This is a genomic window from Crocosphaera sp. XPORK-15E, assembly GCF_034931425.1.
Taxonomy (GTDB): domain Bacteria; phylum Cyanobacteriota; class Cyanobacteriia; order Cyanobacteriales; family Microcystaceae; genus UHCC-0190.
Window position 1 is genome coordinate 157,854 of sequence record NZ_JAYGHQ010000067.1, and the last position, 21,567, is coordinate 179,420.

Sequence of the window (21,567 nt, forward strand, 5' to 3'; positions counted from 1 at the left end):
TGTCAGGATTTAACTGAGATCTTGCACCATGATTAAACGATCACAAAACCCCGATTTTTAAAGACTGAAACCCTATTAACTTCGTTACTTTTTGGTAAAAAATCGGGGTTTTAAAGCTAGGTGCAAGATCTCAGTTTAACAAAGTTTGATGTCAGGGTTTAACAGTGTTAAACCCCTACTAGATCCTAAAAAATACACATTGTTTAAATAAGGAGGAATCATGAAAAAACTTTTAATATTAATTTTGAGTGTTGGGTTAATTTTATTATTAACAGATCCGGCTTATGCGTTAATTCGGGAAACCAAAACATCAGCGAATACTATACTTTATCAATCTCGACAAACCCTGCGAGATACATCAGATCATTCTTGGCAAATCGTTTTTTTCAAACAAATTAAAGATGATAAACCGCCTCAAATTAATCTGAGATTAGTGGGATTTCCTGATGTTTTTGAATTTGCTCATCCTCAACCCTTAATTATTAAAATAAAGGATAATGTGATTGTAAAAGTCCCTGATATTTTTGCTAATGATAAAGAAGCCTTTGCCCCCAATGTCGGACAATATGACTTTACTCCGATTCTGAATCAATTAGAAAGTAACAATTTTTGGGTTTTAGAATTACCCTTAAAAAACAACGATACTACTCTCAAAATTCCTTATTTTATCCTAGAAGAATGGACAAATATTATCATGAAACCGGATCTAATATCTGAAACTTTAACAAGTAACACAGCCTTCTAGGCTGTCACAAGCAAGACTTGTATTACAGAATTCATAGAAATCAAAATCAGGAGATTATCATGAGTCAAACAGTTAACAAAAACCAAGCAATTAATACCATTGATCCCGCAACTCTTAAACAATTAATTGATAGTAAAACAATCACCTTAATTGATGTTAGAGAACCTGTGGAATATGCTAGAGAAAGAATTGTCGGAGCAAAATTATTTCCTTTATCACAATTTGATCCCAATGAATTACAACAGGAAACAACAAATAAACCATTAATTCTCTATTGTCAAAGCAGTAACCGTTCCTATCAAGCAGCCCAAAAACTCCTAGCATCAGGTTACACCGAAATAACTCATTTAGAAGGAGGACTAAATGCTTGGAAACAACAAGGATATGCCACACAAATCAATAAAAATGCCCCGATTCCTATTATGCGACAAGTACAAATAGTTGCTGGTTCTTTAGTCTTTACAGGAACAATATTAGGCGCGTTTATTTCCCCTTGGTTTTTAATTTTAAGTGGCTTTGTTGGGGCAGGATTAATGTTTGCAGGAATCTCAGGAACCTGTATGATGGCTAACCTCTTAATAAAACTGCCCTATAACCAAATTAATAACCAATAAACCATCATGTGGATACAAATTATCGGTCATTTATTAGCAGGTTGTATTGGATTAAGTTTAGGATTATTAGGGGGCGGTGGTTCGGTTTTGGCCCTTCCTATTTTAGTCTACGTCATGGGCATTTCTCCCAAAACTGCGATCGCCATGACCTTAGTTATTGTGGGAACCGTTAGTTTAATTGGAACCATACCCCATTGGCGAAAAGGCAACGTTAACCTGAAAAAAGCTTTAATATTTGGGTCAGCAACTATGTTAGGGGCGTTTTGCGGGGCAAAAATAGCTCATTTGCCCTTTATAACAGAAACCCTGCAACTTTCGTTATTTGGGGTGATGATGTTAGTTGCCGCCATTTTAATGATTCGTAAAGGTTCCTTGTCATCTCCAGAAAAAAAAGAGGATACTGAGTTGTATCCTCCTCCCATCTGTCAATATTGTTGGCTGTGGCTGATCACTGAAGGACTAGCCATCGGCATTTTAACGGGGTTGGTGGGGGTTGGTGGCGGTTTTGCTATTGTTCCCGCCTTAGTTTTGTTGGGCAATACCCCCATGAAAGAAGCTATTGGTACATCTTTATTAATTATTACTCTCAATTCCCTCGCAGGGTTTCTGGGTTATTTAGGAACCGTTCCCTTAAATTGGGGTTTAATGGCATCTTTTACCGTTGTTGCAGCCTTTGGAACCTTTTTTGGGGCTTATTTATCCCAATACATTGAGGGTAAGCAGTTACAAAAAGGCTTTGGTTATTTTTTGATCGCCGTCGCCACCTTTATTCTGGTTCAACAACCTTAGAAGAAGCTGAGACGATAGCCATTCCCCCGATAGTTGTTATTCGCAACAGAAAAACTTGATTGCAGAGTCACGGTTAAATCTTGGTTAGGATCAATCGAAATCACTTCACGTTGTCCTCCCCCAATGATTCCAGCTTCGGGTAAACCCCATCCGGCCAAGGTTCCCACCGCGGCCCCTGCTAACACTTCTAAAGCATCAATGTTATTATCGCCCGTTACTGCGGCAATGATAGCAGCGGCCCCGGCCCCGGCCACGGTTCCCCCTAAAATTTCTCCAATACTGGCCCCTTCGTTAATGGTTTCTGTTGTGGTCACTACGGCAGAGTTAGAATAAAAAGGATAGGTTTGACCATTGATGATGATTTCACGGGAAACAAATTGAGATCCACCTCTGGCGGGGCGAATTTCTCCCACCACGTCGCTACCTGCGGGAATTAATACATTTCTGTTACCATCTCGAACAGTGGCGGCGGTTTTTAAGGTAAGTGGGACAATTTCTGTTTCACTGACTAAAATCTTTTCTCCATCATCAAACATCATAGGAATTCGCGTTCCTGCGGGAATGGCGACGGTTCCGCTGCTAGGTGTGGAATTTCTGCTAGGTTGAGGTAATAATTGCGCTGTTGCGGGTTGTAAAGGATAAAAAGGGACAATAGCTGTAATTCCCATTAAGAGGGCGATCGCTGTATAAGTGCCTGATTTACCGTAGTTTAAGTTAAACATAATTAAGCCTCCCCTTGCCTCACACCGATGATTGGGTGTTGATTTATCATTAACCTCAGCTTAAGCGATCGACTCCTGGGATGTCAGTCCCATATTTTGGGAAAATTCGCCTTTAATTTTGACTCTTAAGTGGAAAAAAAGGGAAGCAATGATAATTGATAATTGTAGGGACATAACACTGTTATGTCCTAGTACAATTTAATAACTACTTGGGGAATTAGTAATTGATAGTCATCTTCTTCCCTTAAATTTCCAATCCCTAAAAATTCTCCTGTTTCATCATTAACTCGTATAATTGAAGATAATAATTCAAGATTAATAGGGATCTTTTGACCTTGACACCAGCGTTTACCTTCTTCTAAAGATAGAGTAATTATGGGTAAATGTTGTAGAACTAATTCCGGTTTAATTAAGGAAAAAGTTTCTTGTTCAATTTGTATTTTAAGTTCTTCTAATGTAATTGTTTCTGATAGTATCATCCCACAACTTTCGGTGCGTTTTAACCCGGCCAAGGTTCCCCCAATATTTAATTTTGTGCCAATATCTCTGGCGATCGCCCGAATATAAGTCCCTGGGCCGCAATATATATCTAAGTCTAATTCGGGAAATTCCCCAGGATACCACCCTAATATATCAATTTTCGTGACTTCAACCGTTCTTACCGGAACTTCTACGATTTCCCCTTTCCTAGCTAACTCATACAAGCGTTTTCCGTCTTTTTGAATAGCACTATAAGCCGGGGGAATTTGTTGAATACTGCCGATAAACTGCTTTAATAGGGGTTGAATGTCTTCTAAGCTTAAATTAGGGGCCGGTTGCGTCTTAATTACCTCTCCTTCGAGATCATCCGTTGTAGTTTGCATTCCTAGACGAATTTTGGCATGATAAGCCTTATTTTCCGGTAAAAATTGCAGTAAACGGGTTGCTCTCCCTACGGCAATGGGTAAAACTCCGGTAGCTAAAGGATCAAGGGTTCCCCCGTGGCCCACTTTCTTTAATTTTAACAGTCGTCTCACTCTAGCGACGCAATCATGAGACGTTAACCCCGATGGTTTATTTAAAGCAATAAATCCTAACATATATATCAGTGTAGCATTTTTCAGTAGATTAAGTCAAAAAGAAAAAATGCTAACACTGATTAATTATTGTGTGTGTTACGGTTCAACCAAATGAACCCAACTCAGAGAAGATTTAACGCTGTTAAATAAGCGTTTATCGCTAGTGTATAAATCTGCTTGAAATCGTTGAGCTAATACCAGATAATGGGCATCATAAGTAGCAGGAAGACTCAATGTTTGCGAAATTTCTATTGCTTGGTAATGGAGGTAATAATCTCCATGAAATTGAATGGGTAAATCTAAGACTTCTGTAAGGAGGGTTTGCGTTTCTGTATCTAAAATTTGACCAGCTTTTTCATACGATGAAATACGTTAGTAACTTCGTAACACAATAAAGTTGGCGCAATCACTAAATATTCTTCAGTCATCCATTTTTGCCAAAGTTGACCATATATTGTTATAGAAGGTTCAACTGTTGTTAGTCGAACTATAAAACTAGAATCAACACAAATAAATTTATTAGTCATTATTTTCTCTATTCATTAATAATTCCTTCCATCAATTGTCGATCTCTTTCTTCTCTCATTTGATGGATAATTTCAGTAACATCGTTTTCAAATGGTTTTCCCTGACGACGTTCATAAATGGCTTTTCGAGTTGCGTCAATTCGTTCTAATGCAATTTCCCAAGAGGGGTGATCTTTAAGTTTTTTTCCTAATAATTCCTGTTCTTCGAGGGACAAGGATTTAATTGCATTAACTAAAGATTCCACAAGTTGAACATTCATTTTTTTACATCTTTGACTAAAATTATCGGTGTTTATCAAGAGTTATTATATAGCAATCCTAAATGATTTGTAAGATTCCCTAAGCCCCGACCCCTATTCTGAGATATTTCTCTCACAACTGAAATAGGACTGCTATATATCAGTGTAGCATTTTTCATGTGTTTTTTACGGTTCAACCTGGAAATTTTTTAAGCGCAGATATCATCAGCAAAATCCCCATTAATAAGATTCCAAAAATGCTTGAAGATTCAGGCACAGATTGAGTATTATTAATTATAATATCTTGAGTAAATTGATTTTGATTTGGAGACTGACTAGCCAATGTTCCATCATTAAAACCTGTTTGTGTCAAATCAATATCTAGAGTAATGATTGAATTTTCTTCTCCAACTACTTCAAACATAAGAAGACTAAAGGTATCTAATTGATTAATTCCTATGGGTGAACCAAAATTAATACTAGGGAAAGCTGCCCCACCTAAATTAGTAATTGTTCCACTATTATTATCTAATATTCCTGTTCTAAATAGAGGAAAATTAGCAGGTAAAAGGGGACTACTTAGAGAAGCAATATCGAAAGAATTATTAATATTTTGCAGTTGATTGGGATTAAATGAAAGACTAATATTACTGCTAATAATTCCTACTGCGTCGGGACGAATATCTCCCATTAAGACTTCAACAAAAAACTTATCACCAAAATTAAGGGGACTATTAATAATTGTCCCAGGAATGCCATTATTATCGGTTCTGAGATTGAATTGAGTGGTTAAGTTTGACATGAATTTGTTCTCCTGAGTTATAATAGTGCAATTAGACAGTTGAAATGATCATTTGTTGGAGTGTTTTACCTTGCCAACTGATAAACAGAAAGATGCTGCCATATTTGTTTGTCAGTTACTTTCTAACTTGTATCAATCAATTTATTTATTTCGTTATGATAAAAGGCTAAAAACCATCTATATCTTAGCCGGAATAAATGAAGGCATTGAAATTTTAATTGATGAAAATGGAGATTGGGAGTTTGAATCATGAGTAAACCTCTTGAAGAAATGACAAATGCTGAATTACGTCTTTATATGTCTGAACAAAGAAATAATGAAGATGCTTTTAGTCGAGCATTAGAAGTATTGATAAGTCGTAAACAAAATACCACTAAATATCCTTACCCTTTATCTATGTCTTATGAAGAAGTAGAAGCAATTTTCAAAGATAAAATCAAACAAATCTCGGATTAACTCTATTAATTCACAAAAAATGCCTAAAAAAGTTAGAGAGTTAAAGCAAATGCTTCGCCAAATGGGTTTTATTCAAAAACCAGGAAAAGGTAGTCATACAAACTGGGTACATTCTTTATATTCTGGTAAAATAACTGTTTCTGGAAAAGACAGTGCAGATGCAAAGCTTTATCAAGAAAAAGAAGTAAAACAAGCAATTCGAGAAGTTAAGAGGAGGCAAGAAAATGGAACAAATTAAATATCGCATGGTCATTCAATGGTCTGATGAAGATGATTGTTTTTTGGTAGCATTACCTGATTTTCCAGGGCAATATTGGCGCACTCACGGAGATACTTATGAGGAAGCTGTTGCTAATGGGAAAGAGGCTATAGAATCCCTAATTATTGCTTATGAAGCAGATAATGAACCTTTACCTGAACCTTTATTTTGTAGGATGGGTTAGCGACAGCGTAACCCATCAAAAGCCATCATAATTAACCCGAATTGTTGGGTTTCCTTTCGTCAACCCAACCTACAAAGTTAATCTAAACAACTAATCCAAATTCTGCATTTAAGGGAACTAATTCTGCTAGGTTAATGTTGCCATCTCCGGTAATATCCGCAGTAGGATCATAATTTGTTTGTCCTGTTTTACTACCGAATAAACCTGGTTTTTGCAAGGTAACTAAATCACTTAAATTAACAGTTCCATCGTAAGAAATATCACTGTTAAAGGTAGATTTTCCAGTGAGACGAACATCTAAAGATGAGTCATTTTGTGCATTGCTATTAATCACTAAACCATCAGCAACATTAAAGTTTTGTCGTGCTGCTGTGGGGGCATAAGTTAAAGCAATGCGGCGGGTTTCTCCAGGATTTAGTAAAATATCTCCATTGCTAAAGTTGGCATTTGTGGTGACATTTGTGGCATTAATCGTAATACCCGAAATCGCTAAAACGTCATCTGTTCCGACTGCGGTATTAGTAATGTCAATGAATTGGGTTCGGTCAGCAAAATTGGGACGAATAAACAGGCTATCGGTTGCACCTGTACGGTATTGAGAAAGTTTTGTCCCGAAGGTTATGGCATTTTTATCTACTACAATTGTTCCCTCGTTAACGTTGGTAATATTAACAGTAAATGCCTTTTCAGTCGAGAGTTTAAATCCGTCAGTTGCTTTGACTCCTAAATTGTAAGATGTGACCCCACTTTCATAGTCAATGGTATTAGCACCTGCTTGGGTTAAGGTAATTTCTCCGGTGGTAGCATTGATAGCAAAAAGGTCATTTCCTGAACCATCTTTAGGAGAGGTACTAAGGCTAAATGTGGGGGTTTGTCCGTAAGCGTCATCAGTTGCTTCTACTAAGTTTCCGGCGACAACTACGGTTCCTACTGCACTTCTTTCTGCTAGGTTGACGTTATTAATGGTACTCACAATGGGAGCATCATTAATGATAATATTACGGGTTAAGCTAAGATTACCATTGGGGTCAGCAAATGTACCGTCAGCGAAACCGATTTGAGTGGGGTCAAATGTAAGGGTTAAATTGGAATTATCCCGTGTTCCGACAACATTAAAGCGTAGTAAACTAAAGCGGTCTAATTGATTAATTCCAATGGCAGTACCTTGACTTGCTTGAGGAACTGAACCCCCACTCAAGTTATCAATTAATCCGTTAGTATTGTCTAATGTACCGCCTCGGAATAAGGGGAAATTAGAGGTAATTAAGGGACTATTTACATTGCCAATATCAGCAAAGTTATTGATATTTTGGGCAACATCCGCAGCAAAGCCAAAATCAAGGGAATTAATGATTAAACCTGCTGCATTGGTGCGAATATCACCGATGCGAACCTCTGCGAAGAAACTGTTACCGAGAATGGCATTATTTCCTGTAATTTCACTGCCAACTACACCATTATTATCTTCATAAAGTTTGAGTTGGAAGCTGACAGGGTTAACATTATTCAGGTTAATGGCAGCAAGTCCTGTATCGGTTAAACTGCCATCACTTGCTTGAATTGTGAGGTTAAAGGGGTCAGTTTGTGTGCTAATATCATCTGCATCTGTAACCGTAATTACGCCAGTATTACTAATACCAAAAGCGGGGGTAGTATCGCCATCGGTGTTTAAGTTTCCAGCAGTAATACTGTAAGTTAAGGGGTTATTATCGGGGTCACTGGCGTTAATTGTTCCGACAACTGTACCGTTAGCACTATTTTTTGAAATGCTGAAAACACTATCATTAACGACTGGCGCACGGTTGGGAGGATTGGTTAAATTAACGGTAATAGCAGCCGTATCATTTAAGTCACCATCGCTAACCGTAACTGTTAGGTTAAAGGGGTTAGTTTGACTGCTAATATCGTCAGGGTCAGTAATAGTAATTACCCCCGCATTACTAATACTAAATGCCCGAATATTATCCCCATCGCTGTCTAAATTTCCGGCAGTAATACTGTAGGTTAATGGGTTATTATCCGGGTCACTCGCGGTAACTGTACCGACTGTGGTATTAATGGGACTGGTTTTAACGAGGCTAAAAGTAGCATCATTAGCGACGGGGGGACGGTTGGGGGTTTCGTTAACATTGGTGAGGTTAACGGTGATAATAGCGGTGTCGGTTAAAGTTCCATCGCTGACGGAGACGGTTAGGGGGTTATTGGGGTTAACTTCAAAGTCGATGTCATCGGGGTCAGCTACGCGAATTTGTCCGCTATTATTGATGGTAAAGGCGGAAATCCCGTCCCCATCGAGGTTAGGATTCCCTGCGGTGATATTGTAGGTTAAAGGGTTATTATCGGCATCGGTGGCGGTAATTGTGCCTACAAGGGTGTTTAAGAGGCTATTTTCGGGTACGGTTAAGGTAGTATCATTGAGGACGGGTGCGCTGTTTTGGACGAATTCAAATGCACCTAAATCGACGTTTGTACCGTTAACACGAGGATTTCGGGCAATATCAAAGGGTATTGCTTCGGTGATGTTGCTATCGCCGTCTAAGTCGCGGGTATCGGCGGGAAGGGAGGCGTTATTACCTGCGTTGATGGCAGGAGATGTGCTTTGTAGGCGTAAGTCGTCGTTGATGGCATCGACAAAGAGGGGGTCAACGTTTGTTCCTCCAAGTTGTCCGCCTTGTATGATGCTGTTGGTGGCTGTAGTCGTAGAAAAAGTGCTATCACTAATTGCTGTTCCTCCATTTCCCCAAATGATGCTGTTGCGAATTGTGGTATTGTAAAAGCGATCAAGATTATTATTAACGTTATTTTGACCTATACTAAACACCACACTTCCTGAGCCAGCAGAGTTACCACTAAACGAACTATTCGTAATATTAGTGGTTGATGTAATGAAGGCATTAGCGTCAGATGACTGATAAATAGCACCACCAGCAGAAGCAGCATTATTACGGCTAAAAGCAGCATTAATGACTTGTAGATTATTACTATTTTGATTGTAAATAGCACCACCTACACTACCAGCAGCATCAGCAATATTCAGCGTAAAGTTAGCATTCGTGACACTAACATTATTGCTATTGTTGTAAATTGCCCCACCATTAGCAGAACGGTTTTGTAAGAAATCAGCTTGAGTGATTGTAGCACCAGTAGTTTGAAGGAAAACAGCACCCCCTAAACCAGCAGTAGCACGGTTTTGTACAAAATCTGCGTCAGTCAGGTTGAAAGTACCACCAGTGCTAAATATTGCACCACCATCACTACTGGCAGTGTTATTATTAAAAGCCACATCTTTCAGAGTGAAATTGCTACCAGTGTTATAGATAGAACCTCCATCTGAAGTAGCAGTATTGCTCGAAAATGTTGCATTATTCAGTGTGGAACTACCGCCACTGCTATAAATTGCACCGCCTCCAATATTAGGAGAACTAGATATGTTACTGCTAAAAGTAGCATTATTAAGGGTAATGTTACTGCTCGTATTTAAAATTGCCCCCCCACTAGAAGCTGTATTGCTGGTAAAGGTAGCATTGGTTAGAGTGGAAGTGCTAGAGGCATTGTAGATAGCTCCCCCATCACTGGTAACGGTGTTATTCGTGAAAGTTACATCCGTTAAAGTTGAGTTGCTACTGGTGTTAAAAATAGCACCTCCATTAGTAGCAGTATTATTACGAAAAGTGATGTTAGTCAGTAAAGGATTAGCACCCGATACGTTGTAAAGTCCACCACCATTTGTAGCATTGTTATTCTCAAAAATCAGATTTTTCAGAATAGGACTACCATCGCTGATAAAAATCCCCCCACCAACATTCTGATTAGTCCCTGCTCCGTTAGCATTTCCTCCTGAAATAGTAAACCCATCTAAAATCGTTGTATTGCTTGTATTACTACCAGTAACAACGTGATAAACATTATCACTCGCAGTATTAACCGTCCCAATATCCCCACTTAAAATAGTGGCATTAGTGGCAACATTACGCTGACTTAAACTCGTCTCCGAACCAGCAAACCCCCCATAAATCTCCACATGATTTTTGAGGGTAAAAGTTGCAGTTCTGTCCGTTCCCGTAGTCGGTTTATAGGTTCCCCCTGCAACCCAAATAGTATCCCCACTTTTCGCTGCTGCTAACGCCCCTTGTAAATCCGTAAACGCATCAACCCAAGACGTACCATTATTAGTTCCCCCTGCATTTGCCCGTACAAAAATAGTGCGAATCGCCGCAGGAGTAGGCGCAGGAGCGAGTTCTGCCCCTTCATACGCCCCTAAATCCACATTTGCACCCGCAACACGGGTATTACGCGACAAATCGAGGGGTATCCGTTCCGAAGTATTGCCATCCCCATCCAAATCTCGACTATCGAGGGGTAATAAAGTAGAATCTCCCGCATCTAAAGCAGGAGAACCCGATTTTAAGCGTAAATCATCCGCTTTCGCATTGACAAACAGAGGGTCAACATTCGTCGCACCCGTAAACCCTCCCCCTTGGATAATACTATTCGTAACCGTAACACTACCACCGGAACCATTATTAACCTGATTCCCCGTACTGCTACTATCCTGATTTCCCCAAAGGATACTATTTCGCAATGCTACACTACTCGAAACATTATGCAGCGCACCCCCAGTCACTGCCACGTTACCACTCAAGGTACTATTAATCAAATTGGGGTTACTCAGATTACTAAAAATCGCGCCACCACTGCCCGTATTCGCAGAATTCCGACTAAAAACCGAATCAACAATAGTAGGATTACTGCTACTGGTGTTATAAATCGCACCCCCGTCATTAATCGCCGTATTCAGGCGAAAAGTGCCATTAGTAATCTGGGGACTACTCAAATCATCGTAAATCGCCGCCCCTCGCGTTGCCGTATTGTACTCAAACAACACATCAGTCAGGACAGGATTACTACCAGACTCGTTATATAACGCCCCACCATTAACCCCATTATTATCACGGAAAGTGATATTTTGCAGGGTTGGACTTGCCCCCGAAACATACACCCCACCGCCATTACCTTGATTTCCCGTTGTACCATTGGCATTACCGCCAACAACGGTAAACCCATCCAGAATAGAACTGTTACCCAGAGGATTAGAAATCGTACCCGTCGCGCTTACCACATGATACGCATTATCAGCAATCCCTGATGCCCCAATTTCACCACTTAAAATCGTGGCATTAGTGGCAATATCGCGCTGATTACGGGCAGTTTCCGTCCCTGCAAACCCCCCATAAATCCCCACATTATTTTTCAGGGTAAAACTCGCGGTTCTGTCCGTTCCCGTAGTCGGTTTATAAGTCCCCGCAGCCACCCAAATCTCATCACCTGCTAGTGCTGCTGCGATCGCACTTTGTAAACTGCCAAAGGTTGTCTAAATGCTTAGATAGAAATATTTGCTCATCAGGTGTTAGTTTTTCTATTTGCTGAATAACAGTTTCTAGGACAGAATTGCTCATAAACCGTGTTGAATCTTTTAATTTTAACTATTATAACAAAGGGACACAAACGCGATCGCTTAAGTCCCCAACCCTCAATTAAGGTTTATTGATTAAATAACTAAGGTTTTGCTATGATAAAACTTAAAGATTAGTGAAGTTTTATTAAGAACCTTGACAGCTAACCTGAAACCATCTCACAGCAGCACTTTATCCCATAAATGGCACGCCCTTGAAATTATTTGGGAAGGCGGCGAAGATCTCGTAAAGCAAGGCTTACCCCATTCTCAATTATCCCCTGCGTGGCAAATTTTGTTATTGGGTGACGGTTCCCCGACTCGTCATTTACAATTGTTGACGACGGAAAAAACCGAGGTTGATCTGATAGATATGTCTCCCATTGGTAGGGAAAATGATGGGGCCCCACCGCAGATTGACATTATACCTGAACCGAGGTTAAGGCGACAGGTATGGTTAAGGACAGCTTCTGGTCAAAGATTAGCTTATGCTGCGTCTTGGTGGGATGGAAACCATGTAGATGAGTATCTGCAAAATCGTTCTTTACCGATATGGGAAAGTCTGTCACGGTTGCATACAGAATTATACCGCGATATCCAAGGGATTTATTATGGTAATTCTTCTGTATTAGAAGATGCTTTTCAGGAAAAAGGGCCATTTTGGGGACGACATTATTTATTTTGGCACGATCGCAAACCTTTGACCCTAATTTATGAAGTTTTTTCCCCTTATTTACGGAAATATTTAGGAGAAACCAGTTTAGGTTAAACGTTTAATCTAAGCGCGATCGCCCTGAATCTTTGTTGTATTGGGAGGTACCCCAACTATAACTAAGTTTAGTTGGGTACTTCACCAGGTGATCAATTGCATTTTGCCAACTTATCTCTCCTAAAACTCAACTATCCTCTACAATAAAGGAACGCAATAAGTAAATGTACTACGGAAAAAACACCTATGGCGAGTGGTAATTTTGAAACCCCTGCGTCCCTATCTGGCCGAGAAATGGAAATTCTTGACCTACTTTCTACAGGTTTAACTAATCTCGAAATTGCTGAGAAACTAGACATTAGTAAACGGACAGTAGATAATCACATTAGCAATATTCTGACCAAAACGAAAACAGAAAATCGGGTAGAATTGGTGCGTTGGGCTTTGCAATGGGGTAAAGTGTGCCTTAATGATGTTAATTGTTGTCTGCTACCATCAAGTAGGGAAATGTTATCATAAATGGGTTAATGTTGCCTTAATAGTCCTTGTCAGTAGTATTGCCATTAACTTGAGTGGTTGCACAGAAGGTGCTTTTGTCACACCCCCAACGCAACCCTTAGGAAATACTTTAAACAGCACATCAGCGGAACAACATCCTCGTTTATCCTATGAAGGGCGTTATTTAGTGTTTGCGTCTGATCGTCAGGGAAAACGGAGTATTTGGTTATACGATACTCAAAATGGCCGTTTGCTGTCTTTACCAGGGCTAAACCAACCTGGGACGGTTCAGGATCAACCTGATATTAGTGCAGACGGGCGATATATTGTTTATGTTTCTGAGCAAGAAGGTAAATCTGATATCTTTATTTATGATCGCCAAACCCTACAGGGTAAGAATATTACACAAGATTTGATCGGAGAAATTCGTCATCCTACAATTAGTGGTAATGGCCGTTTTGTTGCCTTTGAGTTTAACCGTTCGGGACAATGGGATATTGTTATATATGATCGGGGTTTGAATGCACCGTTATCCTTACCTGGGAACCCAGAAACTAATATAAAATAGATATCTCCACAAATTAACCTCAACAACTCCCTGAGTATAAATTAATTAATCAACCATTTTTAAAATCTCTGTTCAAACTGAATACTTCCTCGATTATCATCAGAAAAATTACTTGATCCTCGTAAAGTTGTACTGTCATTAATACGATAACGAAGACCAAATTGTGCTGGGCGATCGCTGTTCATAATTTTCTGAATTGATAGAGATAAATCTTGAGTTACATTAACCCCTGCTTCTGCTGCAACCCCGATAGAAGAAGAATTAAGGCGATCTTTTTCATTAATTAATGGAGTGGGAAAAATACGAAATTCACTAAGTCCTAATGCTTCTCCAATGGCCCCTTGCACCGGCCCTAATACAGCACTTCCCGCTAAATTTGCTAAGCCTAAAGTTGTCTCTCCTGTCCCTAACGTATTCAGGAAATTTCCCCCTAATAAGGTAATAATTTGTTGCTGACTTCTTTTCGGTTGACTACTAAGTTGAATACCATTAGTAATTTGACTAGCAAACCCTTGCACTTCTGCTTGAATTCTCACTGTTTGTAAACTATCATTATTCGCACTAAAAGGTTCCTCAACTTCTGAAGAAAGAGGGTCAATATTTCCTTTATGGCGATTGGTTTCTGTGGCCGCAGCAAAGAGTCTAATATCTAAGTAAGGATCGAGTCCTTTATGGGGATAAAATTGAGCAGTATTATTGTCACCCCCTGCTAATCTTAACTGACTAGCAAACAGATTCACTAACCCATTTTCTAACTTAATTTGACCTTCCGGTTTGGGTTGGTTTAAAGTGCCATTTAAGGTTAATCCTCCCGTCGCTAAAAAGGTTAAAAGGGGAGGACGAGTAATCAGAATTTTTTCCCCTAAACTTAACCTTAACCCCGTTAATTCTGTAGACCCCAATAACCCCCCACGCTGGTGCATTTCTGCCATTCCTTCCCCTAATAATACCTGGCCATTAAATAACTGAACATCCCCGCCAATTTTAGGCTTTAAGGCACTTCCAGCAATGTTTAAAGACCCTGTAACACCCCCTTGATAGAGTTGAGGAAGATTGAGGGCTAAATTATTAAATTGAACGGTTAAGGGTTGTTTTTGTGGGATTTCTGTCAGTAAAGGTAAAGATCCCATAATGGCGACTTGACCCCCGCTAAATTGCCCTGTTAAACCCTCAACCATAATCTGATCTAAATTAAAGAAGATTTTGCCCTGAACCTTTGTTAAGGGGGCTTGGGGCATCATTTGGGCGGCAATGGTGGCATTTTTAATCTGGGCTAAACCCTCTCCTTGCAGTTGGGTGGGAATGCCCCGTTTTGGGTCAACCCTTCCTGATAGGGTTAATTGTACGTCTCCCTCTCCCCCTAACCAAGAAATTTGTCCTTTGCTGAGAATATTTAAGAGGGTTAAAGCTTCATTTCTGGCCTGGAATTTGAGAAATATGCGATCGCTTTCGGGTTTAACTTTGGCCAAAGGAAACTGATAGGGAAAGGTTCCCTCCATGATCAAGGGTTCACTCTGACGCGCTAAGTTACTACTAGCCGTAAAATTAAATTGACCGCGACTATAGGTAAATTGTCCTTCCGTTGCACCTAAAGGGGTTTGGTTAATGGTTGGGTTATTGATCGTCAGTTTTCCTGCTGCTTGGGGGTTGTCGCGGGTTCCTTCTAACTTCATGCTTCCGTTGAGTTGTCCCCCAATATTGACGGTTTCTGGTAAGTCTACCAAAGTTGACACCGTTTCTAAGGGAATATTGATGACTTGAAGGGTTCCCTGTTGCATCTTATCCCCAATGCGGCCAGCAAAAGCGATCTGACTGTCTCCTAACTGCAAGTTTAGGGGTTCTAAGGTCAAAATTCCCTGTTTCCAGTTGCCTTTGGCCTGAAATTGACTTAACCCATAAGTCCCCCATTGCCAATTTTCTCCTTTTAGCTCAAAATTCCCGTCTAGTCCAGTTTTGGGAGCAAATTTAAGGGCCAACTGACCATTAAATTTGCCTTGTAAGTCTTTGAGGGGGGGAAGGGGTGAAGTTTTTTGCTGTTGTTGTCGTTGCTGTTGTAACCATGCGTTAATATCTGCAAAATGGGTCAAGCGATCGCTGAGAGAAATGTTATCCGTCCCGACGGTTGAAAGGGGAGGAAGGGAGGAGGAGTTTTCGGGATGTTTGGGATAGAGATCGGCAGCTTTGGCGTAGTTTGGCTGGTTTAGACCGCGTTTTAAGTCTGTTAATTCAAAAATTTGTAGGGTTTCTAGGATATCTTGTAAATTGCCTTGATTAATGCCTATATTAGCAACGAGATCGGGCCCTTGGGGGGTTGCAGTATATTTGCCATTGAGGTCATATTGACTGTTATTGCTGGAAAATCGACCATCTTTTAGGGCTAAACTTCCCTTAGCATAGTGAAAGTTCCCTGTAAATTGTTTTCCTTTGATGCTTCCTATCATGGGGTTAAGAATGGCAACTTCTTGACCTGCGATCGCCCCTGTTTTAAGATTAACGGTAAATTGACCGGACAAGTCCCCTGCTATAGTTTTGGAAAGTAGGTTATTAGGGGTTTTTTGCCAATTTAGGGCGAATTTTTGGACTAATTGTAAGGGAATGTCTTTGGTTGCAATGATAAATTGTTCTTGTTGACGGGTTGCGGTTGCTTGCATTTTCCCCTGTTTGACGGCTAGGGTTAGGGGGTTTAATTTGGGATCTAGTTCTAGATGAAGTTGATCGGTTTTGCCATTTAGTTCTAGTTTAATTCCTTTTTGGGGATTTCCTTGAATATTTCCGGTTAATACAGGTTCAAACTTGATATCTCCTATGTTTACATTAACTAGGGCCATTTCTCCGTTAATGGTGGGAAGTTTGGGAGTTCCCGCAACCACTCCATCAAAATCGACTTTTCCACCATAATTTAACCCAGGAAGGGGAGAGGATAGGGGTAAACTGATTAAATCAAAGTTTTTTGCGGCAATATCCAGGAAAAATCCGTCAATCATAGCTAATTGCTGAGATTTTCCTTCTAAATTGAGGTCTAACCATCCTTTACCCTGTAAACCAGATGCGCTGACTTTTTCTAAGGTTAACCGTTGTCCATTCCAACTTACCCAAGTCGTCAAGGGACTGTTAAACTTTGATAATCCTTGACTTAAGCTTAATTCTCCTTTAGCTTGTAAATATTCTGGAGAGATTTTTGTTAATAATCCGCTTACAGTTATTTGACCTGCTAAATTGCCTTGTAATTGGGAAGAAAAAGATGTTAAAGGGATAGCTTGTGCTAATAAAGTTGTGGTAAATTTTCCATCAGCTATGGTTACGGTTTGCGCCGCGATCGCCCCTTGGGATAGGGCTAAATTAGCGTTTCCTTTGCCTTTAAGACTATCTAAGGGAGAATTAATGTTACCAGATAGAGCTAAATTACTGTTTAATTTACCGTTTAAATATTGGGGTATTTGCTTACTTAAATTATTAAGGGTTACATTTTTTGTACTTAATTGCGTTGACCAATTTCCCTGATGTAATTGTAGATTTTTGGCTTTAATTTCCCCCCCACCAACTGCCAAAATTCCCTCTCCCTTTGCTTGAATTTCCTTTAAGTTAGAATTGAGATTGCCTATGAGATCAAAAGTACCATTAAAAATACCATTAATCGGAATTTTGGGGACAATTTTGTTAAGGTTTACTCCATGTACGCCTAAATTTGTTTGCCAAACCCCTTGAGATAACTGTAAGTTTTGCGCGTTAATTTCTCCATTATCTAAGATTATTTTAGCTTGTCCCGTTGCCTTTAAACTTTCATTAATTGGTTGATTCGTTTGACCAGCAATTTGAAACTGTCCCGTTAATATTCCTTGGTTTACAGGAATTTCTAATTGATTCAAATTAATAGCATCAGCGATAATATTTCCTTGCCAATTTCCTCCCATATAGGTCAAATTATAAGCATTAATTGTTCCTCCTGCTAGTTTGAAATTAGCAGTTCCTTTCGCTTTAAATGTCTTTGGTTGTTTCAAATTTCCCGACAAATTAATCTGAGTTGAAACTTGACCCAGGTTGAGGGGAACTGTCTTATTATAAAGATTAGCGACAGAAGCAGAGGGAATATTTTTACCTTTTATATCAACTATAAACTGGGGAGAATAAGGACTTAAAGCAAGCTTTCCTGTCCCGATAATTTTTCCTCCTAGGGTGGGAATTGCCTGAAAATCTTTAACAATTAAATGAGACTTAGTTAGTTGTAAATTAGCATTAATTGACTCTAAATTAACCCGATCAATTTTAGTTGTTTTATCATTAGAAAGAGCAATCGATAAATCAGGATTATTCAAATCACCCTGAACCGTCAAAGAAGCTTTGAGATTCCCTGATAGTGGTAGTTGGGGGGCAGTTTGTTTAATAGTTTTAAAGATAGATTGAATAGAAGTAGCTTGAGTTTTAGCAGTTAAATTATAGCCCTTTTCAAGATCAATATTTCCCCGCACCACTCCGGTAACTTCCCCAAACTGAGTCACCACATCATCAAACTTAATTTGTCTATCTTTAAAGAGTAATTGTCCTTGAGTTTGGAAAGGTTGGGGAAGGTTAGCAACTTGTCCAGTGACTTGATGAAGGGTTGCCACTCCTTGTAACCTTGGTAATTGATTTCCTCTGAGTTTAACCTCTAAATTCGTATCAAGTTTACCCTGTGTTAAATCTAGAGGAAGGGGAATTAAACGACTAATTTCCGTTGCCGTAAGTTGATGACTTCTCAGCAATAAATTAACCTCTTGATTTTGAGTATCAGCAACCCCAGAAATCTTAAAATTACCTCCATTAACCAAATGGGAGTCTACCTCAAATTGAATCTGATCATTATTATTATTCTTAATAAACTTTGTTTGACTCGATAAATCCTTTAATTGAACAGATGCTTGTTTTTCCCCCGTTATTGACCGCGAAACTAACACCGCATCAGCATTTTTTATTTGTAAAGCTTTTAATTTAATTGGATTATTAGGATTCAGAGTATCAAATTCTGTTAAGATCCAATTACCTTCTTTCCCCTGTTCAAGATAAATATTAGGAGAGACAACAGTAACAGAAATTTCTAGCTTTTTTTCTATAAAAAATTTAATCGGATCATAACTGATCGCCAACGCAGACATAGATACTTTAGCAGGATCAGTAGGTGTGGTTAAAATATCAGTTTCCCCAAAACGGACTTGGTTGAGAGAAAAAGATTGCAAATTACCCAATTTAACGGGACGATTGAGAAAATTACTCAATTCCTGTGCAACCAGAGGGGAAAGATATCGCTGTATGAGCAACCCCCCCGCAACCAAACCCCCACCCATTCCTATCACCAAAACAGTCGCACCCCAACCTATCAGGGAACGATAGCGGGGCTTTCCTTGAGGTTGCTTTTTAAGAGGACAAGATAAGTCAAAGTCCCGTTTTTTGTGAGAAAGGTCTTTCATCATCAGAAAATTGGGTAGAAACCCCGTGCTTTGAGCATCGGCTTTACAATCCCTTGCGGGACCTAGTTTTTGAATCAGTATAACCCCAGGAACTAGAAAACCTGTTTAAGTATCTTTGCCCAACTCAAGGTCAGATAGCCTAGTTTAACAATTTTTTCCAAATTTCCCTACCTCTCAAATAAAAAAGCGATCGCCCTTCTAGATTAGGCGATCGCCCTTAACCGTTCAAAAACTGAACTTAGAGAGAAATTTCGCTAAATTCACGGGTCATGTGATCAAAAGGTTGATCAATAAAGGAAGTATCTTCAATACCAGCATCAGCGGCCATGGTTTTAATCATTTCCTTCATAATCTGAATTCCCCGAACCGTTGGCCCAATGGGAACCCCCAAAGAATTATAGGTTTCCCGTAACCCTTGTAATACCCGTTCATCGAGGACATTGGGATCACCCGCTACCAAGGCATAACTAGCGTAGCGTAGATAATAATCCATATCCCGTAAACAAGCCGAATAACGGCGGGTAGTATAGGCGTTACCACTGGGACGAATTAACTCTGGAACCTCCTCAAACAGTTGAAGGCCGGCCCCTTTGACAATATCAGCAGAATTCCCATTAATGAGGGCAGCAACTTGAATTCGGGCGGTTCCTGACTCAAAATAGGATTTGAGACTAGCGATCGCATCGCGATCTAAAAAACGGCCCGTAACGTCATAGTTTCTAATTAGGTTAGTGACAGCATCTCGCATTAAAGTTTTCTCCCAACGACATTTTTTTTATGGCTTATCAGGAAGCCAGATGTTCCTTTTTATTTATAATCCCACAGGGATGAACCCCAAGCGAAATTGTCTAACAAAGTCGTCCTTTCTTTCGCAATCGTTAACTTTTTGATACACTTCTTTACAGAAAACCCAAATTTTTCCCAATTTGGGCCAAGCCTCTGCAAAATTTAGTATTGTTTACAGATTTGATCTATAAAATCCGTATCCTACTATACAAACCATCTGGTTAGGTATCTTTACCATCAGTGATTTGAGGCTAAATATATATTGACACCCGAAGGAGTCTTCCATGGCTGAAACGCCCCAAGAAATCTTAAAAATGGTTCAGGACCAAGACATTAAAATCATTGACCTGAAATTCATTGATATGCCAGGAACCTGGCAACATTGCTCTTTCTACTACGATCAAATTGACGAAAACTCTTTTGTTGATGGTGTTGCCTTCGACGGTTCGAGTATTCGGGGTTGGAAAGCCATTAATGAATCTGACATGATGATGGTTCCCGATCCCAAAACTGCGTGGATCGATCCCTTTTATGAAGAACCCACCCTCAGTCTGATTTGTGGGATCAAAGAACCTCGCACGGGAGAATGGTATAGTCGTGACCCCCGTACCATTGCAGGGAAAGCCGTTGAATACCTGAAAAGCACTGGTCTGGGTGATACCGCTTTTATTGGCCCAGAAGCAGAATTTTTCATTTTTGATGATGTACGTTTTGACCAAACCGAAAACACAGGCTACTATTACGTCGATAGTGTAGAAGGACGCTGGAATACGGGACGGCAAGAAGAAGGCGGTAACTTGGGCTATAAACCTGGTTATAAGCAAGGTTATTTCCCTGTGGCCCCTACTGACACCAGCCAGGATATGCGGACAGAAATGCTGTTAACCATGGCTAAATGTGGGGTTCCCATTGAGAAACATCACCACGAAGTAGCCACTGGGGGACAAAATGAATTAGGGTTCCGCTTTGCGACTCTGGTAGAAGCGGCTGATTATTTGATGACTTACAAATATGTCATCAAAAACGTGGCTAAGAAGTATGGCAAAACCATCACATTTATGCCCAAACCCTTATTTAACGATAATGGTTCAGGAATGCACGTCCACCAGTCTATCTGGAAGGGAGGACAACCCTTATTCTGGCAGGAAGGTAATTATGCCAATTTGAGCAAAATGGCCTTAAATTACATCGGTGGCATTTTAAAACACGCCCCCGCTTTGTTAGGCTTAACCAACCCTACCACCAACTCTTATAAGCGTCTCGTACCTGGGTTTGAAGCCCCCGTTAACCTCGCTTATTCCCAAGGAAACCGTTCAGCGTCTGTTCGTATTCCTTTATCGGGCCCTAACCCCAAAGCAAAACGGTTAGAGTTCCGTTGTCCTGATGCCACCTGTAACCCCTATTTAGCCTTTGCAGCGATGCTATGCGCGGGTATTGACGGCATTAAGAACGAAATTGACCCCGGAGAGTCTTTAGACGTAGATATCTACGATCTCACCCCTGAAGAACTCAGCAAAATTCCTTCGACCCCTGGTTCCTTAGAACAAGCTTTAGAATGCTTAGAAAAGGATCATGGTTTCTTAACTGATACCGGAGTCTTTACGGAAGATTTCATCGAAAATTGGATCGAGTACAAACTTGATAATGAAGTTAACCCCATGCGGTTACGTCCTCATCCTTATGAGTTTGCTCTTTACTATGATGTTTAGGGTTTAAGT

21 protein-coding genes are annotated in these 21,567 nt (G+C 39.9%); 11 read left to right on the forward strand and 10 right to left on the reverse strand.

Annotated elements, in window-relative coordinates; translation table 11 throughout:
• Positions 1-220 precede the first annotated feature (220 nt).
• From VB691_RS25190 to VB691_RS25200, 3 genes are read left to right on the forward strand one after another with little or no spacing between them, the layout of a single operon-like run.
• The gene (locus VB691_RS25190; protein ID WP_323294273.1) at positions 221-745 is read left to right on the forward strand and encodes a DUF3122 domain-containing protein; all 525 of its coding nucleotides are present in this window, start codon (positions 221-223) and stop codon (positions 743-745) included.
• Positions 746-804: 59 nt separating this feature from the next.
• Positions 805-1,359 (forward strand): rhodanese-like domain-containing protein, encoded by a 555-nt coding sequence (locus tag VB691_RS25195; RefSeq protein WP_323294274.1) that lies wholly within the window; start codon positions 805-807, stop codon positions 1,357-1,359.
• Between the two features lie 3 nt (positions 1,360-1,362).
• On the forward strand, positions 1,363-2,148 hold the full coding sequence (locus VB691_RS25200; protein ID WP_416245537.1) for a sulfite exporter TauE/SafE family protein: 786 nt from the start codon (positions 1,363-1,365) through the stop codon (positions 2,146-2,148).
• Here the strand turns inward: VB691_RS25200 and VB691_RS25205 are convergent.
• The 6 genes from VB691_RS25205 to VB691_RS25230 form a co-directional block, all read right to left on the reverse strand.
• The gene (locus tag VB691_RS25205; RefSeq protein ID WP_323294276.1) at positions 2,145-2,870 is read right to left on the reverse strand and encodes a hypothetical protein; all 726 of its coding nucleotides are present in this window, start codon (positions 2,868-2,870) and stop codon (positions 2,145-2,147) included. The genes VB691_RS25200 and VB691_RS25205 overlap by 4 nt on opposite strands.
• A 188-nt stretch (positions 2,871-3,058) precedes the next feature.
• Complete coding sequence (truB, locus tag VB691_RS25210; RefSeq protein WP_323294277.1) at positions 3,059-3,949, reverse strand: tRNA pseudouridine(55) synthase TruB; 891 nt, start codon at positions 3,947-3,949, stop codon at positions 3,059-3,061.
• Positions 3,950-4,024: 75 nt separating this feature from the next.
• Positions 4,025-4,162 (reverse strand): hypothetical protein, encoded by a 138-nt coding sequence (locus VB691_RS25215; protein WP_323294278.1) that lies wholly within the window; start codon positions 4,160-4,162, stop codon positions 4,025-4,027.
• 101 nt (positions 4,163-4,263) lie between these two features.
• Entirely contained in the window at positions 4,264-4,455 is a 192-nt protein-coding gene (locus tag VB691_RS25220) for a hypothetical protein (protein ID WP_323294279.1), read from the reverse strand.
• Positions 4,456-4,463: 8 nt separating this feature from the next.
• Complete coding sequence (locus VB691_RS25225; protein WP_323294280.1) at positions 4,464-4,715, reverse strand: hypothetical protein; 252 nt, start codon at positions 4,713-4,715, stop codon at positions 4,464-4,466.
• Positions 4,716-4,887: 172 nt separating this feature from the next.
• Positions 4,888-5,496, reverse strand: a complete 609-nt coding sequence (locus VB691_RS25230; protein ID WP_323294281.1) for a PEP-CTERM sorting domain-containing protein — start codon at positions 5,494-5,496, stop codon at positions 4,888-4,890.
• A gap of 70 nt (positions 5,497-5,566) precedes the next feature.
• Between VB691_RS25230 and VB691_RS25235 the strand changes: the two genes are divergently transcribed.
• Genes VB691_RS25235 through VB691_RS25250 form a run of 4 tightly spaced genes read left to right on the forward strand, consistent with a single transcriptional unit; the run spans position 5,567 to position 6,395 of the window.
• On the forward strand, positions 5,567-5,749 hold the full coding sequence (locus tag VB691_RS25235; protein WP_323294282.1) for a DUF6888 family protein: 183 nt from the start codon (positions 5,567-5,569) through the stop codon (positions 5,747-5,749).
• Positions 5,746-5,952, forward strand: coding sequence for a DUF6887 family protein (locus tag VB691_RS25240; RefSeq protein ID WP_323294283.1), 207 nt, complete (start codon positions 5,746-5,748; stop codon positions 5,950-5,952). Before VB691_RS25235 ends, VB691_RS25240 begins: the two co-directional genes overlap by 4 nt.
• A gap of 19 nt (positions 5,953-5,971) precedes the next feature.
• Complete coding sequence (locus VB691_RS25245; protein WP_323294284.1) at positions 5,972-6,190, forward strand: type II toxin-antitoxin system HicA family toxin; 219 nt, start codon at positions 5,972-5,974, stop codon at positions 6,188-6,190.
• Positions 6,177-6,395, forward strand: coding sequence for a type II toxin-antitoxin system HicB family antitoxin (locus VB691_RS25250; RefSeq protein WP_323294285.1), 219 nt, complete (start codon positions 6,177-6,179; stop codon positions 6,393-6,395). Before VB691_RS25245 ends, VB691_RS25250 begins: the two co-directional genes overlap by 14 nt.
• An 82-nt stretch (positions 6,396-6,477) precedes the next feature.
• On the opposite strand, the gene VB691_RS25255 is transcribed toward VB691_RS25250, so the two are convergent.
• Both VB691_RS25255 and VB691_RS25260 read right to left on the reverse strand, forming a co-directional pair.
• A complete protein-coding gene (locus tag VB691_RS25255; protein WP_323294286.1) occupies positions 6,478-11,706 on the reverse strand; it encodes a cadherin domain-containing protein in 5,229 nt (1,742 codons plus the stop codon).
• 10 nt (positions 11,707-11,716) lie between these two features.
• Positions 11,717-11,851 (reverse strand): hypothetical protein, encoded by a 135-nt coding sequence (locus VB691_RS25260; protein ID WP_323294287.1) that lies wholly within the window; start codon positions 11,849-11,851, stop codon positions 11,717-11,719.
• 153 nt (positions 11,852-12,004) lie between these two features.
• Between VB691_RS25260 and VB691_RS25265 the strand changes: the two genes are divergently transcribed.
• The 3 genes from VB691_RS25265 (at position 12,005) to VB691_RS25275 (ending at position 13,622) form a co-directional block, all read left to right on the forward strand.
• A complete protein-coding gene (locus tag VB691_RS25265; protein ID WP_323294288.1) occupies positions 12,005-12,616 on the forward strand; it encodes a chorismate lyase in 612 nt (203 codons plus the stop codon).
• Positions 12,617-12,802: 186 nt separating this feature from the next.
• Positions 12,803-13,075 (forward strand): helix-turn-helix transcriptional regulator, encoded by a 273-nt coding sequence (locus tag VB691_RS25270; protein ID WP_323294289.1) that lies wholly within the window; start codon positions 12,803-12,805, stop codon positions 13,073-13,075.
• Positions 13,026-13,622 carry a biopolymer transporter gene (locus VB691_RS25275; RefSeq protein ID WP_323294290.1) on the forward strand — a complete coding sequence of 199 codons (597 nt, stop codon included), beginning with the start codon at positions 13,026-13,028 and terminating at the stop codon, positions 13,620-13,622. Before VB691_RS25270 ends, VB691_RS25275 begins: the two co-directional genes overlap by 50 nt.
• A 59-nt stretch (positions 13,623-13,681) precedes the next feature.
• On the opposite strand, the gene VB691_RS25280 is transcribed toward VB691_RS25275, so the two are convergent.
• Together VB691_RS25280 and apcB are read right to left on the reverse strand one after the other, a co-directional pair.
• Complete coding sequence (locus VB691_RS25280; protein WP_323294291.1) at positions 13,682-19,066, reverse strand: translocation/assembly module TamB domain-containing protein; 5,385 nt, start codon at positions 19,064-19,066, stop codon at positions 13,682-13,684.
• 235 nt (positions 19,067-19,301) lie between these two features.
• On the reverse strand, positions 19,302-19,811 hold the full coding sequence (gene apcB, locus VB691_RS25285; RefSeq protein ID WP_323294292.1) for an allophycocyanin subunit beta: 510 nt from the start codon (positions 19,809-19,811) through the stop codon (positions 19,302-19,304).
• A gap of 322 nt (positions 19,812-20,133) precedes the next feature.
• On the opposite strand from apcB, the gene glnA reads away from it, so the two are divergent.
• Positions 20,134-21,558: a type I glutamate--ammonia ligase gene (glnA, locus tag VB691_RS25290; RefSeq protein ID WP_323294293.1), complete on the forward strand. Its 1,425-nt coding sequence runs from the start codon at positions 20,134-20,136 to the stop codon at positions 21,556-21,558.
• Positions 21,559-21,567 lie beyond the last annotated feature (9 nt).